Here is a 15,876-nt window from a genome sequence, read left to right as displayed (position 1 = left end):
CAATTGTCAACAATTTAAAATTTTATGCAACACTAGTGAGTACGTCCTTTAGCTGAATAAAGAGGTATATCAGTTGATATACCCCTTTATCCATCTTATTACAATCCAATTAAGCCGTTTCCATTTTATTTGAACTGGAACCAGGTTAAATTGGCAACTGTGGTTGAATCTGACTTCACAAAAGTAACATATACCGTATGGGTTCCTACCGCTGTCCCGGCAGTAAGCGGGATATTTTTGAGGGACCATGTCTGCCATCCGCCTGTGCTTTCGGCCGTCCAAGAACCCAGCATAGGGCCTGTAGGGCTATCCAAGTGGAATTCGATCTTTCCGCCGGAATTAGCGGAGGCAACCTTCATATCAATACTTGTTTTAGCTGTACTGCCAAAGTCTACATTTTTAAATGCGATATAGTCGCCATTACTCCCGGCACCCACATTCAGCCCGCCGTCAGTGCTTGACTCATAGGAAAGAACACCGGAACTAAGGTTATAGCCTTCTGCTTCGAATTTCAATGTGTTGAATTTTGGCTCTGCCGCATAGCTGTTCGTATCTGTTATTTTCAAATCTGTCAAATTATTCACCGCAACTCCACCGACGCGGACATTGTTCAATGTCACTCCGGAGACCGTAGAGGTGTCACTCCAACCCTTCATTATTGAAACCTCGCCCAGAGCGCGTAAATTGATATTATTATAGACCACATTTTTGATCGGACCGGTTTTTGCAGAAAGATCAAACCATCTGGAGTGAACACCGGATCTTGGCCAGAAGCCTTCTACATCTATATTGTCGAATACGATGTTCTGTGCTGCCGGAGTCCCATAGAGATGACCTACCGCTAAAGCACGCCAGCATCTGTATACAAAAGAGTTTTTAACCACGATGCCATCCTGAAGCTGTTTCACTCCATCTCCAACCTTGAAGGCTCCGCATCTGCTCCAGGCCAAAGCATCATCCACCACTACATTTGACTGCTGTTCAGGACTTCCAGGCCAGTTTGCAGCTATATCCGTAGTAGCTACATCCCAGGTCTTAAAGGAGTACGTGTCATCCTCCGATACGGCGACAGTGTGCTTTATGAGTACATTCTGGCTCTCCTGGATGTCTATTGCATCATTTTCATAATCAAGTTCATTATTGTTAAAGTGCTTAGTATTCTGGAAGGTTACGTTATTGGATCTGGTAACGATTGTAGCCCAGCCACCGCTGTCTCTGATGGTTATGCCGTCAACTGTGAAGTTGCTGCACTGCAAGGGGACAAGAATATTGTTCAAATAATTGTTTGTATTTCTCATATAATGGCCATTGCCGTCAATCGTTCCCCTGCCGTATATCTTAATATTGTTTGCATTGGTTTCGGTATAGATAAACCACGTTCCATCCTTATTTAGAGAATTCTTATGAAAATGGGTAGTGTAATCGCTTGGATTTCCTGAACCCCTGATCACAGAACCACCCGCCAGATAAACCGAAACATTGCTTTTTAGAACAATGTTACCGCTCTTATAAACTCCGGCTGGAACGTATACGATACCGCCGCCTGCTGCGTTAGCCGCATTGATGGCATTCTGTATGGCAGTTGTCGCCAAAGTGGCACCGGTACTGTCAGCACCGTACTGGGTTTTAACATTGTAAATCCCTGTACCGGATGAGGCCGGAACATTGGTTTCAAGCGCATCTGCCGCAATGACCAGATCTTTGAGATTATTGATTTTAACGATAAGATAGGTTGGCGATGAAAGGGTAAAGGTCAGCGTATTTCCGCTCTTAGTTGCAGTGATTCCCAAAGCTTTGGGAGAAATATTATAGGTATTGATGGGCTCGCTTGCTGTGATTGTGATTGTAGTCGTACCTGAAAAAGAGAAATTACAATAGTTATAGTTTACAAATACCTCTGAAGTGTCGATTACCGGTATATTGGTAGAGTCTGCTGTTACCGTGTATTGACTGGTCGTGGTATAGACCGACGGTAACGGATAGCTTACAATTGTACCCGCCGCGCTTGCTGTCAAAGGAAAGACAGGTAACAGATTGGCCATACAAAAAATCAATAATGCACTTAATAACTTTAACTTCCTTAACATAAATAAACACCTCTTTCATATTTTTTTAGAAAAGACTCTGCCATCTCTTTTGTATTCGCTTACAACCTGATTATAGTTTGATAGGCGCATCCGGATAAGGCGGGTAATCCCACATTAAGGGCAGATTTCTGCAGCAGCTTTATACAGAGAAGGGAGGCTGCTGAACAAAATCATCACAGAATAGCAAGCAAAAGCGCAAAAATAAAGACGCTGCGGGAAGTCATTCCCGAGCGCCTTCTTGCTTTCATTTATGTCGAATTATCACCTACTTCAGCTCCAGTACAGCCACACTTTCCACATGCACCGTATGCGGGCAACCATCCCGTTATTGGGGCTTCTGTTATAGTGGTGGGAAACCGCGTGGAATAAGGGCCTTTATGTATGTCATGTGCTGTGATAGCAGCTTTTAGGGCGGTTTAACATCAAGTTTCACATCAGATTCACATCAATCCTAATTATTACCTTTCCAATTATAGACAAAATAATACATAGATAATAAAATAAAGAGGCAGAAATTACTAGACACACCTCAGCCGATGGGGCAATAGGAGGATAATAATGTTTAATGAACGGCACTATGTACCTATTCTTAAATGGAAAAGAGGTGAGCAAGTTGCATTAGAAAAGCTCCCCCTTCCACTAAAGGCCGCCCTGACTCCATTAATTGAAATTGTCCCAGTTACCTATGACTACAAAAATGATTGTCCTAAAGAAACAATTGACGAGCATCTTTCAGATTTTGGACAGCAATTATCTAAATCCTGGGGAACTGAAAAACCTGTATTTATTGACCTCGCTTACCTTGACGAATCTGAAACAATGCAGGATGGAAGTCATCCTTTAGAGTTTCTATTCGATCAAGTACGCACCGAGGGCTTAAATGGTATACCTGTTACAGGGAATGGAAGAGGCCTAGACTATCAAGAAAATGTTAAAAAGTTAAATTCCATTGACAAAAATGGTGTTTGTATACGTTTAGAGGATGAAGACTTTATTGGAACTGCTCAAATACTGGATGATCTACTTTTTGAGCTAAATGTAAATAAAGAAGAGGTAGATATTATAATTGACCTCGGAAGCATCACAAAAGAAAATCAATCTTCTTCAGTTATTACTGCCACCGCTGTAATTAACTCTATAAGTACAATAAATAAATATAGAAGCCTAACCGTAGTAGGATCAGGCTTCCCGCAAAATTTATCAACTCAAGTTTCCACCGGGACCACAGGATCAGTCCCGAGATATGAATGGCTAGTTTGGAAATCCATATATAAAATTAAAGATAAATTACTTAGAATCCCAACATTCGGAGATTACACGATTAATAGCCCTGATTTGATCGAGATGGATCCACGTAAAATGCAAATGGCTGCTGGAATTCGTTATACTTCAATAGATAATTATTATATATTTCGCGGTATTTCTATTAGAAAAGCCAATTCTGGTGGCTGGGGTCAAGCAAAAGCTTTATGCCAAGAGATTATCAAACACCCTTGTTACTGTGGGCCCACCTTTAGTTGGGGGGACGAGTATATTAATGATTGTGCCAAAGGTACCGCTTCAACCGGAACAGCAGAAACTTGGAGAAGAGTAGGAACTAATCATCATCTTACTTTTATCACTAATGAACTCGCCAATTTTCTCTGGACTTGAGAATTGCCCGAACCTCATCTTTTAATTCTATAGTGGGAATATTTTCTGACAATACTCTCCATAAAATCTCTCTAGGTTTGCTAAGGTACCCCTTTTGCAAACCTTTTTTCTTTAATAAATCAATAGCCTCATCTCTCCATAACAACTGTGCTAAAGAATATGCATCAATTTTCCTGTTTTTCCTTGCTTTTCGAATATCAAATAACATCATACCGCCATCACAGTCCAACTCAGCGATTTTTATTCCCCACCATTTTGGTATGATGTCATCTATTCCATCAACAAATTTAGATGCAGTCACAATAGTGACAGTATCAAACACTTTACTATATATTTCCGATTGTTTTGGAAGTCGCTCAAGTGTATCGCTCTCACTCTTTATTTCATAGCCATTCATAGATCCATTTATTACGGCCACATCAATACGAGCTTCGCCTTGGCACAATCCCAATTCATCTAATACAATTGTGTCCGGGTCACTGTGTTCATATTTCAAGAGAGTATGGAGGTGTGTTCTAATGTCAATATCACGTGTCTTCATTCCTACCCTCCCTTAAGCATAATTAACTCTGATCATTTTAACACATCTTATCAGTCAACAGAATATAGGTGATGTAAATTTTTCTCAATTAAATGCACTATATCTTTTAGATATGGAGATCGGCCGTCATAACCATGCGTTCTACAATTGGCTCGTCTGGCAGATAGTGGCGGGTCCATACTTCAACAGTTCATTAGGCGTAATATTTACCTTAATCCATCAAGGTTGCTTCTTCTAATAAAAGAAAAAGCACCTCTCAATGGGGTGCTGAATCTGTATTATTATTGTTATCTTCATCAAGGATATCACGTTTTTCCAATTCAGATCGCAGAACATCTGCAACCTTCTTTTGAAACTTTTTCTTAGTCATTACTTGCATGTAACCTGCTAAATCGCGATCAATTTCAATAACATGTTCAAAAAGCTTCTTTCTAAATTTCTTATTGTGATCTTTATCTTCAAGGAGCTTTAGAATTGCTTTCTTAGACTCTGTTAAGCTATTAATGGCAGCGGCAACCCCATCATAATAATTTAGATTTTTTTCTTCCATCAACATCTCCCCCTGCAACAGTTTCTATTCTACAATACATTTTCTTTAGATATGATTCAAGTTGCCGTTGGCTCGTGTCAGTGTCGCACTACCAGTTTATTTTCAAGGCTTCATATCTCCTTACTTGATTTAGGGGTATTTCTCATGAAAAAATGATACCAGAACCTTCCCCCCGCTCTACTCAATAACCCTTTAGCATGCAGTACAGCATTCATAGATTGGATTCTGTTTAGCGCTGTTCTTTCAGTTCCAAGGCTTAACATCTGCTGCACTTCTTTGGTTGTGTAGAAGTGTTTCATGGCCTGACTCCTTTCTGGGTCCTGTCACCAAGCTCTCTTCAAGCTCGCAGGCCCGCCACTGAATCTCCTCCGGATTGCGATGACGGCTTGTCCCTTGCCGTCATAGCCCCCTGTGGCGGCCTCCAGCACTGGCTGCGCCGGTAAGCTCCAGGCTGCAGACCTTTCGGTACGGGGTGACGGGCACGCCCGCAGCCTTGATCGCCACATTCTCACGCAGCCAGTGCTGCGTCGCACACAGCAGTGCGCTGTGCTAGCTCCCGCGCCGCGTCCTGGTCTGTTCCTGCTCCGCACCGGTACCTTCCGCTTCGCCCACTCCGCACCGTCTTCCAGCCGTCCAGCCTTCAGCTCCTCCGGCCCCATAGGCTCTCGCTGCTTTCCGGACTTCCCTAAGTTCTTTTGCCCCCATATCGTTGACTGACTTCGATTCTCCAGTAGAAGGCACGATGTGCTCCAGCTCTACAAATTCAGAACGGTCAATCGATTCAGGCAGGGCAAGCATTTCAAATATTTTCCCAGTGGGCAAATCGCTCGACATCGCGCGATTTCCGAACTGTTCAAACGCTTGGATAAACTTACGCGCTGTCTGAGGTACAAGGTCAATTGAGATGAGTCAGGTCTCCCACTGCCCATTCGCAAGGTCACTTTCCTTAACATGTTTGAGCCGTTTACCAATTTCAAAAATGGACTGACCAGCGATCTGCTTAAAGCTATTGATTTCTGCCGTAATGACCTTGAGATCAGATGAAAGAGCTAGCTCATCAAGAATCAACTCGTTCATTCGTTTCTCTTTTCTTTTAACCCATCCGTTTAGTGCAATTTGTCGTAAATAGATCTGTCCGCGTAATCTAAAGTGCGGTATCCCATCACCTTTAATCATGCGCCGAACAGTCTGAGTGGAAACTTTCAAATAAGCAGCCGCTTCCCGGAGGTCAAAAATATTTGCCCGAAGCTGCCGCTGTATCTCAGGCTGGAGCTCAGCAAGAATCTCCTCACGCAGCCCCTGCTTGATGTCCGCCCGGAGCGCCTCTATCAGATCCAGAGTCTTGTACTCCATTGCATCACTCCATAATTAAGCTCCAACATTTAAAACTCCAGAGGTATTCATTATGTGAAGGCCCTTCTGCTATCCGGTACCATGCTTGTAACCCATTTCCCCCGATGATCAGTGCCGTGACAGTACCGGCAGGCCAGACGGCGCGTGTGGATCAGGTCATTGGGGTTAGCGGTGGCGATGTCCCACCAGCGCTGCATGACCATCTCGGCCGTAATCTCCACTTTTTCAGCGCGCCTATTCTGAGCCTTTTCGATAGCTTCGGCGATCTTAGGTTTTCTTAGGTTCTCGAATCCAATCGCCTCAGCCGTCTTCATGCTGTAGCCTGCCCGGATGGCCGCCTGCGTGGCGTTCAGATCGAACAGGTTCTTTCACAAATAGCTTCTGTTTGGCCGTCACGGGCGTACAGGTTAGGCTCCATATTCAGAATGAGGTTGGTCATAGAGTCGCTCCTTCAATAGGAAACGTCCGCCCCTCAATTTTTGTCTTTTCCCACCACGCAAGAAATTCGCCTCTGTCAGCCAGCACGGACTTGGGTCCGACTTTAAAGCTTGGAATGCCGCCAATTTCAGGATTAATACTCATTAGGACATATACCTTGCGTTTCGATAAGCTAGTGAATTCTGATATCTGCTTAGCTGTAAGATGCGGCGGGAGGTGCATAGTTTTTACAATCATTTTGTCTCACCTCACTTTCTCGTGTATTATCCGGCTCTTTGGATACTAACATTTGCTAACATCCCTAAATTAATCATGAATCGGCTATTCCCTTTTTAGGGCAGCCAGAAAAGCCGGAAACTGCAACGGTACCTTTAGCCGCGTCTGCCTCCTGGCGTAAAATCTCTTTCAGTATCAAGTGGGCCCAAACGTCGATGAGCCGCTGCGGATCTGGATGCGGGACAAACTTTACGGTCACATTGATTACTGCCTTCTTCATCAAACCACACCTATCTATGTTCAATTCACACTATCTATTATTGTCAAAAGTGATAGATTTCAGACCTCGAAGATAGGCACCCAAAACTGAGGTTTTCTGAAGCAGCCCGGTATACAACCATGACCCGGTAGTCACGGGCACTCTATCAGCCGCTCGGCGCGTCATAATTTAGCCTTTCCTGCTCATCCATCCAGCGATCCAGTGAAGACAGCCTGAACCGCATCTGAGGCTTCTGCGACCCCGGGGCTCCAATAGAAAACCACGGGATACTCCTGGCCTTGGCCATTGCATACAGGAGTGTCTTGGAAATGCCGATGTACTCAGCTGCTTCTTCAGCCGACAACGTGGCCCGCTTCAGCCGATCCGCATATCTCTGATTCACAACTTCCTGTGTAGCCGGTAGCAGCTCAGCTGCAATGCGTTCTTTAATTTCATTGATAAACTCATTGGTGGTCATAATCCGCATCCCTTCTCTCAGTATAAAAATAAATAAGAGCCCTCCGAAGAGGGCCCATCAGCTTACATATTATCTACTTTCCAGCTCTGCCTTTTGTTTCTCCAGGTCGACCAATTTCTGTTCAGCTTCGGCGAGCTGCTTTTTATACGAATCAAGCATTTGCTGATTGTTCGCCCTGGCCTCTTCCGTCTTGGAGGCTGAGACGTTCAGCTCATAGAGTTGAATTGCTTCCTTGTATCGTTCGATTTTCTCTTGAGTTCTTGTAATAACAGTCATTACATCCTCAAGAGTTCGAGGCTTATCCAAATTCTCGCTGGTTGTTTTCATCGTGTCTTTTACCTCCGATTTTAAAATGACCTTCTTCCCATCAACCGATACAGAGTAACCGGCAGCCTCGCCGATTACCCGGACCGGTGCATAGCTCTTTCCGTCAACGATTATAGCCGTGTCCAGCTGCTGGCCGTCTACAATAACCGGCGCTTCTCCTTGGATAGCCTTTCCGACAAGGCTCTTAATATCATCTGCAAAGGCCGTGGTAGAAACAGTGAAAATAGCTCCGACAAGGAATCCGACAATGTATTTTTTCAAAGCAATCCCCTTCTCATCCAATTTTCACCAATATACCACAGCATCCTCAATCCGTTAAGCTCCGCCTTCTTCCAATGCTTCCAATCTGTCGTATATCTCAGATAGCTCTTCTCCTAAGGTCCTATCGGTATTACCATTTAAAAATTTGTACCATGTAGGCACTGTCACAAATCCAGTGGAAGGATTCAACTCCAGGTCTCCGCCATTCGCATACAGCAGCAGGCCGCCATTACCAACCAACTCCATAATTGATGAGATCGTATCCAGCTTCCCTTTTACTGTTCCGTTCATGTAGAAATCCAGTGAAGGGACGCCTGCATAATTGGGATCAATGGCTATTTTGTTGCCCGCATTGGTATATGCTGCAAAGATATTACCATTACTGGACATTTCGCAGCGCGGGAACGCATCCTCCTTCGTAGCGATGTACGAACCATACAACGTCATGTGTTTCTTTAATATCTGCTGCTGAACAAAATCATCATAAAATGGCAACCTAATTTGCTCTTTGATTGGTTGGTGTGGCCCGAAGGAAATACCATGATTATTTATTGTTGCTAAGGTCATAATCCCGCCGATTCTATCACCTGCCAATATCTCAAATGTTTCACGAATGGCTACCGACATAGAAGGCGATCTGCCACCCGATTTCAGCCATTTGCATATCCGATCCAGAGCCTCATCCGCATGGTAGCCTCCTGCATGGGGGATTGTTTCCGTAGGAGAGGCCTTGCATGTATGCGGCTGAAATCCATCTGCTGGTTGGAACGTATGGACCAATACGCCCCGCGGCGTCCATTCAGCAACCAGTGCCCCCGCATCACGTGTCTCGGGTTCCAGAGAAGCATATCTTTCCGGATACAATTCAGCAAATTCAGCACACCCTTCAATTAGTGCTGCCTGAAACGTTTCAGCGCTATGTGTTGCTGCTTGTTTAAACTTCTCAAACACCATCACAGCAGCACCCGCGCTACCACTCATGAAGATTAGGAAATTCCCAAACTGAACAAGCTTCTGAAGTGGTTCACGTAACCGGTATTGTTTTCCACCGTGGGTAATTGTAGCTGCCGTATCAGCAGCTATCATTAACCCGTCACTATTTTGTAAGCAAATGCAAAGACTCATAATTTATCATCCCTTCTATTTTTAAAATTGTAGGCTGACCGGTGATAGCCCGAAAACCAAAGACTTGAACTGCCTCTACAATCCCCGCTGTAATATGGCCAAGGTCAGCACTGATCGCCGATAATTCATCAACTGTGATCTTCTCTGCAGTGACCGCTCCAGCCTCGATCTTCTCTGCTGTAATCGCTCCGGCTGAGATTTTATCTCCAGTGATGGATTCGGCTGTAATGACTTTGGCGTTCAGCTCCAAAATATTCAATGTATCGAGACTGACTAAAAAATGATTTAATTCTCGAATAACACTGTTGATCTTATTCTTCACATCTTCCATTGTGGAGAACGGGGGAAGTCCATTAAGTGTGGGAACCGGCATGCTATGTCTCCTCTCCGAATATATCAATCCTTGAAATGCTCTCATTCACAACTGCAATATTTGACCCAAAAACCTGAACAGCTTCTACCAGCCCCGCCGTGATATGCCCCAGGTTCGCGCTGATTGCGGAAAGCTCATCCACTGTGATCTTCTCAGCCGTGACGGCTCCGGCTTTCAGGTTCTGCGTCTCAATGCTCTCCGCCCGGATGTTATCGAAAGCAATGTTGCCATTCAGGATAAATTCCAGATCCTTCGCCATCTTCGCCGTGGTATTGGCCAGGTCTTTCACGTAGACCAGCAGTTGTGCCGGATCTGATGGCGGTCCTTGGATACGCGGTGAATCACTCCATATTGACATTTGATCAGCTCCTTGCGAATTGTTCATGCTGGCGAGTAGGCCGTCTCTCATACTTCAATAGGCTATTAAAATTCCGTAATGCCTGGAGCTTAATGTGGTTAAACTCCCTCTCAGGTAGGCCTAGCATTGCCGCATTGCTCTTGTCGTCTTCGTCTATATTGAAGAAGGACAGACGTATGATTTGTCGTTCACGCCAGTGCAGCGCCGCCAGCGACCGCTCAATGGGGACCAGTTGCATGTTCAACTCTTCCGCTTCTTCCTCCCGCCGGATTGCAGCACCTTCTACACTGGAGCGTGGGAGCCCGCCCTGATGTCTGGGCATGCCGTCCGTAAAAGAACTTCCCAGACGGATATCCTGGTCACGCTTCTTCAAAATGCGCAGCAACTCGTCACGATCTGCCCGCAGCCCGTTGTACGCCATTAACTGCCGGCGGACATCTCGTATACTATCCATCTCCTGCTTCAGCTCCGATCATTGGCTTTGCCTTTTTAGGGTGTCACAAATGTAACGATGTCAGATCCACTCAAAGCCTCTTGGAGACTAAGTTTTGCTAAGTGCTGATGAAACTAATCAGTACACTTTCCCCCTAGTTTTCCTTAGTAATGCATGGCATTGTGCAGCGTCTTTTAGGGCTTCCGAATATTCCGGAAACTCTGCGGTCACATTGCCGGAACATTGATTCCCATATCAGGTTTTATCAGGTTCTGAATAGTAACCAACCGTTATACAAGTGAGGTTTTGTGAGGTGCGCTCTTCCTTTTTAGGGTGTCTGAAATGTCCGAATGCGCCTACTAAACCTTAACAATACTTAACATCATAGTCCCCTTCCTTTTAGGCCTGCTGAAACTGCGGAAACTGCTTCTTTGTCCCCTTTTTTATGGCCGCCGGAAACGCCGATTGTTTGAAATTCCAACAAACAAAAAACACTAGGTTTTCTTAGGTTGCTGTACTACATCAGCCCCAGCCGCTCCGCTACATCCCGCCAGTCACGTTCCGCTTCATAATACGGCCAGCGGTCATCAATGATGTTCTCGATCTCACGGCTCAGCAGGGAGGCATCCATACCACGCTCCCAGAGCTCATCAATCGTCTGTTTCACTTCCTGATTCAGTCGTTTGCTCATAATTTACTGTTCACCCCCTTTCCAGCATTGACCTTACTTGCAGTAACCCCACCATGCTAAATGGAATTGTTCCCGGTTGTTCTCAGAGGCTCACCTGCCTGTTCTCAGTGAAAACCCTTGTGGCATAAGAATTTTCCATGTTTGTTCTCATGTTCTCAGTCAGAAAGACATATACACCTATATGAAAAAAGAGGGATTAGAGTAAGCTGATTTCTCTTATGTGTACATATTGTATTTATACTGAGAACACTGAGAACACTGAGAACAAGATTTCAAATTCCCTTTTGCAGCAAGGGTTTCTATGTTCTCAGTGCCTTATCGAGTATTGAGAACACTGAGAACTATGAATCTCCAAATTCAGCGAATCTATCTTTTACATCAAAAGACCATCCAAGCTTGGTAAGGTCAAAGCAATAGGTCCAGGGATTTCCTCCCCCTAATCTGCGGCGCAGCTTTGTCCGCTGGAGCGCAGTCTTGGTCCATCCCTTACCCTTCCAAGCTTTGGCTATAGATTGGGGCTCATATCCGCGAGACTGCAAATGCTCATCAAGCAAATTATCAATTACAAAAAGTTCATCTTCCTTGATCTCACCGAACAATCGCCCCTGGAATGGTTGCCCGCCCCCGTTAATGATGAACTGCCTATTATTCGTGGTCACCCAGCTCATTACAGACTCAAGGGCCTCCTCTGCCCGGTCCAGCTCCGGGGAGCCCTCGGTAACATCTATCCAAGATTTTTCCAGATCAGCAGCAGCATATAACCTCTGGTCAAAGCAGGCATCAAACATCTGCCCAGTCACATCAACCAGCGCCATGATCCGTGACAACCGCATGGCCACTTCTCCGGCAGTTCGGCTGATCTGCAAATACCGTTCGCAAGCGGCGCTGAACTGCTTCTTCCAGTGGGTCATATCAGCAGTCTGCAAGAAGCGGATCCACGGCTCCGCCATATGGCCGTAGTTCTCACCCACCAGCTTGTTCAGCTCTTGGACCAGCCGGGCCGCTTCAATATCCGCTGTAATAAATGGCGATCCCTCCAGTGACAGCACACGGCCCACGCTGCCTCCGTCTTTGGCGAAGCTCGTAACTCTCTGCTCACCGGTTGAGAGCATTACCGTCTGCCAGCCAGCGCTGACCTGAGTGCCTTTCAGCGATCCTCTGCCCTTCCCCTGCCCACTGCTGAATTGGTAGACGATTGGCCGCGCTGTCCGTTCGTCCGTCTTCTTCGTATCGTCCAGGAAGAGTGGCAGGTGATTCATAGTTGACGCGTATCGCTCAATGGCTACCTTCGTCATGTTCCACTGCCGGAAGATTCCCGGCTTGGTTTCATCCGGACTTCCGAAAAGGCTGGCCGCGATTCTCAGCGCCGTGGTTTTCCCTCTAGATGTGCTGCCTGCCAGCTCGAATATATAAGGGCTCTCTCCCCAAAGGCTCAGCAGTGGAGCCGACAGCGCGGCATAGACTGCCATTTTAACCGCGGGGAAAGGCTTGATTCGCTCCAAAACCAGCAGCGTTCCCTGCAGCTCCCCCTTGGTATGAAAGCCCCGTGCTGTTTGCCCATCCCCTGCATCCTTCGGCATGAACTGAATGTTGCCTTCGCCAATAAACTGTTCACCAAGCAAGAACCCACCACCGATCCACCCGAGCTGATTACTGACCTTCCTTGTAACCAACCAATCTGCATTCTCCGATTCAAAGCGGCTGATATAGGCTGCCAGCTTCCGGGCGTTCTCCGAATGAACCGGCAGCCCATAGTCCGACAAATTAATAAGCTTCTTAGAATCGGCAAAGGTGCTGCGTGTATCAGAAACGGATTTTGTCCCCCTGTTGCTTACCCATGAGACCTCTAGCCCCTGCGTATGATCTGTCAGATTCGTGTAGCGACCAGTGACAGCAACCAGGCATTCACAAACACCAGCCTTCCGCACCTCACCGCTTTTCAGGGCCTTGACTTCAAATAGCTTGCCAGCAATGACCTCAAAGCCTAGCGGAATCCTAATGCCGGCTAAATCTATTGCATCCTCTGCACCTGGGCCTGCGTCAGTCTCAAAATCAGGATCATTACCAAAGGCTTCCTGAATCTCAGCTGTCGCCTCTTCTTGGATTAACCGCTGAACATCATCAAGACCATGCGCAAACTTAACCATTTCTAAATAGCTGGGCTTCTGATCCACTTCCTGTTCTTCGGGGACATCCTCGTCCAAATGGCCAAAGAGATGGATCCGGACAAGATCAAAAGCATTGTGACTGTGACCATCGGCAATAGGATCGCTGTCCTGGTGTGAATACGCCAACTCTTGATCCGGAAATACCTCTAAGCCGTTTCCGCTACTGCCCTGCGTGTAGGTGAAGCGGTTTGCCATAGTGCCCGGCACATAGATTTCAGGCAGAAACTCGTTAATTGTAGATTCGATGGTATACACCCGGCAGAACTGCCCTACGATGTTACGCTTATCCCTGGGATCCTGCGGTTTCCTGCCTGTGAAGCGGGAGAACGCCTCTCCTGGGTGCTTTGGCCAGTTCGCCGGATCTGCCCAATCCGCCTGGTACATTTTCAGCACGTACTCCACTCCAAATGCAGCCCCCTCCGATTCTATGAAGAAGGGAGTAGCGTCTTTGGAACAAGACGGCAAGTACATCAGCCGATTGACATCAAATGTAGTTTTATCAAATTGCTCCATCCCGATCAGAAACGCAATTTTCCGCGATGTTGCCGAGCATTCATCTGGTGTCATTTCCCGATCCATTAAAATGATTAGTCGATATTTTGGCTTTCCGTGACGGTGGCTGTGTGTGGAGTAGATCACATACGCATAGCCACCAATCATCAGATCCACCGTCAAAAGGAAATGTTCGTCCGGAGCATCTATATCCAGAGTAATCAGGCTCCGTACATCCACGTTTTCCTTACGGCGGCGGCCACTCTTGACCAAGCCGCCAACAAAAGCCGGACCGTTTTTAACGGCCCCTTTCTCCTCACGGCTCAACTTGTCGTACTGCTTCATTGTTTCATTCGTGCGCCGAGCGATCCGCAACCGATCTACAAAATCCGGCCATTTCAGATACTCCACTTTCCAGTTGGCATCTGTAGCATTTCTTCCAAAGCTTATCGGCAGCTCCGCCTCATGAATGACTGGCTTGATACCTTGCCCGGCCGCGTCCCGCATCTGCATTCGCCGCACCTTCTTTCTTCTGCTGCTGCAAGAAGCGATCAATATCAAACGTCCCCCGCTTGGTCATGAATGGCTGCAGTTGAGCAGCGAATATCGAAATTGCACGTGGGTCATGCGAATCAAATGCGAAATCCCGAGTCTTTCCGTTGTTGAAGACTGCCCATAGTACTCCCGCATGCCCTTCATCCTCTGCCCGGTCAATTGCTACATCAAGTGCAGCATGACGGCGGGCGTAGGGAACCGACCAGTTATTTATGATTTCCCCCTGAAGGCTTATAAGTGAAAATCTCACCGTTTTCAATCGCTTCAGCTCCTCTCATTATTTAATGATCTTTCACAAACCTGGCTTCAACCACAGCGGACAAGTAAGCCTGCTCACTGTCCCCCATATCAGCTACGACTTCCAGCAGCTTCAGCGCTGCTTGTTCACGCGTATAGCTCTGATCATTCAAGAGGGCCATCGCTTCGTTTAAAATCGAATACTTCCATCCGGTCAGCAGCGCCAGCTCGCTCAGGACTTTAACTTGTTGTTGGTTCATACTGTCACCCCACCACTCCGTAACCATTCTTCAAGCACTGTCCTATGAAATAAAATACGGGCCCGAACCCGAATATGAGGAATTTTCTGTTCGCGGCAGAGTTGATAGATGGATGTCGTGGATACGCCGATCAGCGCAGCAGCTTGCTTCACATCCAAGGTCTGACGCTGTACTGTGGCCTGTTGTGATTCATTCATGCTTAAGCCCCCTCTCCCTGTTTGTATGCGTCCTCCCGGCCCCAATGAATCTGATCCAGCGAGAAGCAGCGGTAGAGCTCACAAAATCTCTCTGCCAGATTGAGGCGTGTCTTACTGCAGTCCAGTTCCAACTCCCTCAGCCTCTTGGTTTTGATCCCCAACAGTTTTGCCGCTGCCACTTCGGTGTATCCGGCCCGATCCCGCGCCATGCGCAGCGTGATAGCAACTCTCGCTGCTCTCTTCGGCGCAAATGCAGCTAGGCTGTTCAACTTCCCCGGAACGTATCTTGTCTCCCCCTCCTCTTCCATATACAATGAGTAGCCACAATGATTGCAGCGGACCAGCAACGAATGATGACCAGTCTTGCGGTCATAACCACCCCTGACCTCCAGCGGAAAGCCACAGCAGCGGATCTTGCGTTTGACAGCAATGGCCAAAGCCTGTTTCGTTTCACCCAATGTGGTATTCAGAAGATTGCGCTTCTCATCAGCAGACTCATAATTGTCATCATCCAGAATTCGCCGGCCTTCAGCCATAACAAGGTTGAACAGTGCAGGCAGCTTTCCATTTTCAATAATTCTTGTGAAGCTGGAAGCCAGAAACTCCGCCTTTGATTCTGTTTTAGGTGAGATAGTTGACATGGTAATTCCTCCTGAGATCGGGCTCCACTCTTGACCGCCTCATACCAAGAACGATATAATTGCAGAAAGAGCACCCATAGATTTAATGTTGATCGCCTTTAACGAGACCCCGCCAAGGACACTTCGTTAAAGGCGATTTGTATTTTCTTCTGTCCGCACATCCATCAACAACGCCTCCTATAA

Annotated in this window: 21 protein-coding genes; 1 reads left to right on the top strand and 20 read right to left on the bottom strand. The window is 46.6% G+C overall.

Features of this window, described 5'->3' with window-relative positions; genetic code table 11:
- Positions 1-125: 125 nt before the first annotated feature.
- The gene (locus MKX51_RS02000; protein ID WP_340991006.1) at positions 126-2,087 is read right to left on the bottom strand and encodes a carbohydrate-binding protein; all 1,962 of its coding nucleotides are present in this window, start codon (positions 2,085-2,087) and stop codon (positions 126-128) included.
- 558 nt (positions 2,088-2,645) lie between these two features.
- Between MKX51_RS02000 and MKX51_RS01995 the strand changes: the two genes are divergently transcribed.
- On the top strand, positions 2,646-3,740 hold the full coding sequence (locus MKX51_RS01995) for a beta family protein (protein WP_340991005.1): 1,095 nt from the start codon (positions 2,646-2,648) through the stop codon (positions 3,738-3,740).
- Here the strand turns inward: MKX51_RS01995 and MKX51_RS01990 are convergent.
- The 19 genes from MKX51_RS01990 to MKX51_RS01900 form a co-directional block, all read right to left on the bottom strand.
- On the bottom strand, positions 3,709-4,281 hold the full coding sequence (locus tag MKX51_RS01990) for a sce7726 family protein (RefSeq protein WP_340991004.1): 573 nt from the start codon (positions 4,279-4,281) through the stop codon (positions 3,709-3,711). The genes MKX51_RS01995 and MKX51_RS01990 overlap by 32 nt on opposite strands.
- A 256-nt stretch (positions 4,282-4,537) precedes the next feature.
- Positions 4,538-4,831, bottom strand: a complete 294-nt coding sequence (locus tag MKX51_RS01985) for a hypothetical protein (protein WP_340991003.1) — start codon at positions 4,829-4,831, stop codon at positions 4,538-4,540.
- A 549-nt stretch (positions 4,832-5,380) separates the two neighbouring features.
- Positions 5,381-5,629 carry a hypothetical protein gene (locus MKX51_RS01980; RefSeq protein WP_340991002.1) on the bottom strand — a complete coding sequence of 83 codons (249 nt, stop codon included), beginning with the start codon at positions 5,627-5,629 and terminating at the stop codon, positions 5,381-5,383.
- 111 nt (positions 5,630-5,740) lie between these two features.
- Positions 5,741-6,184 carry a helix-turn-helix domain-containing protein gene (locus tag MKX51_RS01975; RefSeq protein ID WP_340991001.1) on the bottom strand — a complete coding sequence of 148 codons (444 nt, stop codon included), beginning with the start codon at positions 6,182-6,184 and terminating at the stop codon, positions 5,741-5,743.
- A gap of 50 nt (positions 6,185-6,234) precedes the next feature.
- A complete protein-coding gene (locus MKX51_RS01970; RefSeq protein WP_340991000.1) occupies positions 6,235-6,498 on the bottom strand; it encodes a terminase small subunit in 264 nt (87 codons plus the stop codon).
- Positions 6,499-6,619: 121 nt separating this feature from the next.
- Entirely contained in the window at positions 6,620-6,859 is a 240-nt protein-coding gene (locus MKX51_RS01965; protein ID WP_340990999.1) for a helix-turn-helix transcriptional regulator, read from the bottom strand.
- A 73-nt stretch (positions 6,860-6,932) separates the two neighbouring features.
- Positions 6,933-7,118 (bottom strand): hypothetical protein, encoded by a 186-nt coding sequence (locus tag MKX51_RS01960; protein ID WP_340990998.1) that lies wholly within the window; start codon positions 7,116-7,118, stop codon positions 6,933-6,935.
- A gap of 145 nt (positions 7,119-7,263) precedes the next feature.
- Complete coding sequence (locus tag MKX51_RS01955) at positions 7,264-7,575, bottom strand: helix-turn-helix domain-containing protein (RefSeq protein WP_340990997.1); 312 nt, start codon at positions 7,573-7,575, stop codon at positions 7,264-7,266.
- Between the two features lie 69 nt (positions 7,576-7,644).
- On the bottom strand, positions 7,645-8,163 hold the full coding sequence (locus MKX51_RS01950; protein WP_340990996.1) for a hypothetical protein: 519 nt from the start codon (positions 8,161-8,163) through the stop codon (positions 7,645-7,647).
- 54 nt (positions 8,164-8,217) lie between these two features.
- Positions 8,218-9,288 (bottom strand): hypothetical protein, encoded by a 1,071-nt coding sequence (locus MKX51_RS01945; protein ID WP_340990995.1) that lies wholly within the window; start codon positions 9,286-9,288, stop codon positions 8,218-8,220.
- Positions 9,260-9,661, bottom strand: a complete 402-nt coding sequence (locus MKX51_RS01940) for a hypothetical protein (protein ID WP_340990994.1) — start codon at positions 9,659-9,661, stop codon at positions 9,260-9,262. Before MKX51_RS01940 ends, MKX51_RS01945 begins: the two co-directional genes overlap by 29 nt.
- Position 9,662: 1 nt before the next feature.
- On the bottom strand, positions 9,663-10,019 hold the full coding sequence (locus tag MKX51_RS01935; protein ID WP_340990993.1) for a hypothetical protein: 357 nt from the start codon (positions 10,017-10,019) through the stop codon (positions 9,663-9,665).
- 4 nt (positions 10,020-10,023) lie between these two features.
- The gene (locus tag MKX51_RS01930) at positions 10,024-10,473 is read right to left on the bottom strand and encodes a hypothetical protein (RefSeq protein WP_340990992.1); all 450 of its coding nucleotides are present in this window, start codon (positions 10,471-10,473) and stop codon (positions 10,024-10,026) included.
- A gap of 496 nt (positions 10,474-10,969) precedes the next feature.
- Positions 10,970-11,143, bottom strand: a complete 174-nt coding sequence (locus MKX51_RS01925; RefSeq protein ID WP_340990991.1) for a hypothetical protein — start codon at positions 11,141-11,143, stop codon at positions 10,970-10,972.
- 341 nt (positions 11,144-11,484) lie between these two features.
- On the bottom strand, positions 11,485-14,316 hold the full coding sequence (locus tag MKX51_RS01920; RefSeq protein ID WP_340990990.1) for a DUF927 domain-containing protein: 2,832 nt from the start codon (positions 14,314-14,316) through the stop codon (positions 11,485-11,487).
- The gene (locus MKX51_RS01915; RefSeq protein WP_340990989.1) at positions 14,267-14,617 is read right to left on the bottom strand and encodes a hypothetical protein; all 351 of its coding nucleotides are present in this window, start codon (positions 14,615-14,617) and stop codon (positions 14,267-14,269) included. The genes MKX51_RS01920 and MKX51_RS01915 overlap by 50 nt, the downstream gene beginning before the upstream one ends.
- Before the next feature lie 22 nt (positions 14,618-14,639).
- The gene (locus tag MKX51_RS01910) at positions 14,640-14,855 is read right to left on the bottom strand and encodes a hypothetical protein (protein WP_340990988.1); all 216 of its coding nucleotides are present in this window, start codon (positions 14,853-14,855) and stop codon (positions 14,640-14,642) included.
- Positions 14,852-15,052: a helix-turn-helix domain-containing protein gene (locus MKX51_RS01905; RefSeq protein WP_340990987.1), complete on the bottom strand. Its 201-nt coding sequence runs from the start codon at positions 15,050-15,052 to the stop codon at positions 14,852-14,854. Before MKX51_RS01905 ends, MKX51_RS01910 begins: the two co-directional genes overlap by 4 nt.
- A gap of 2 nt (positions 15,053-15,054) precedes the next feature.
- Positions 15,055-15,693, bottom strand: coding sequence for a hypothetical protein (locus MKX51_RS01900; RefSeq protein ID WP_340990986.1), 639 nt, complete (start codon positions 15,691-15,693; stop codon positions 15,055-15,057).
- Between the last annotated feature and the right edge of the window lie 183 nt (positions 15,694-15,876).

Origin of the sequence: Paenibacillus sp. FSL M7-0420, from assembly GCF_038002345.1 — a bacterium.
Classification (GTDB): Bacteria; Bacillota; Bacilli; order Paenibacillales; family Paenibacillaceae; genus Paenibacillus_AQ.
The sequence above is the reverse complement of the archived record's forward strand: the minus strand, read 5'-3'. Positions and strand labels throughout refer to the sequence as shown.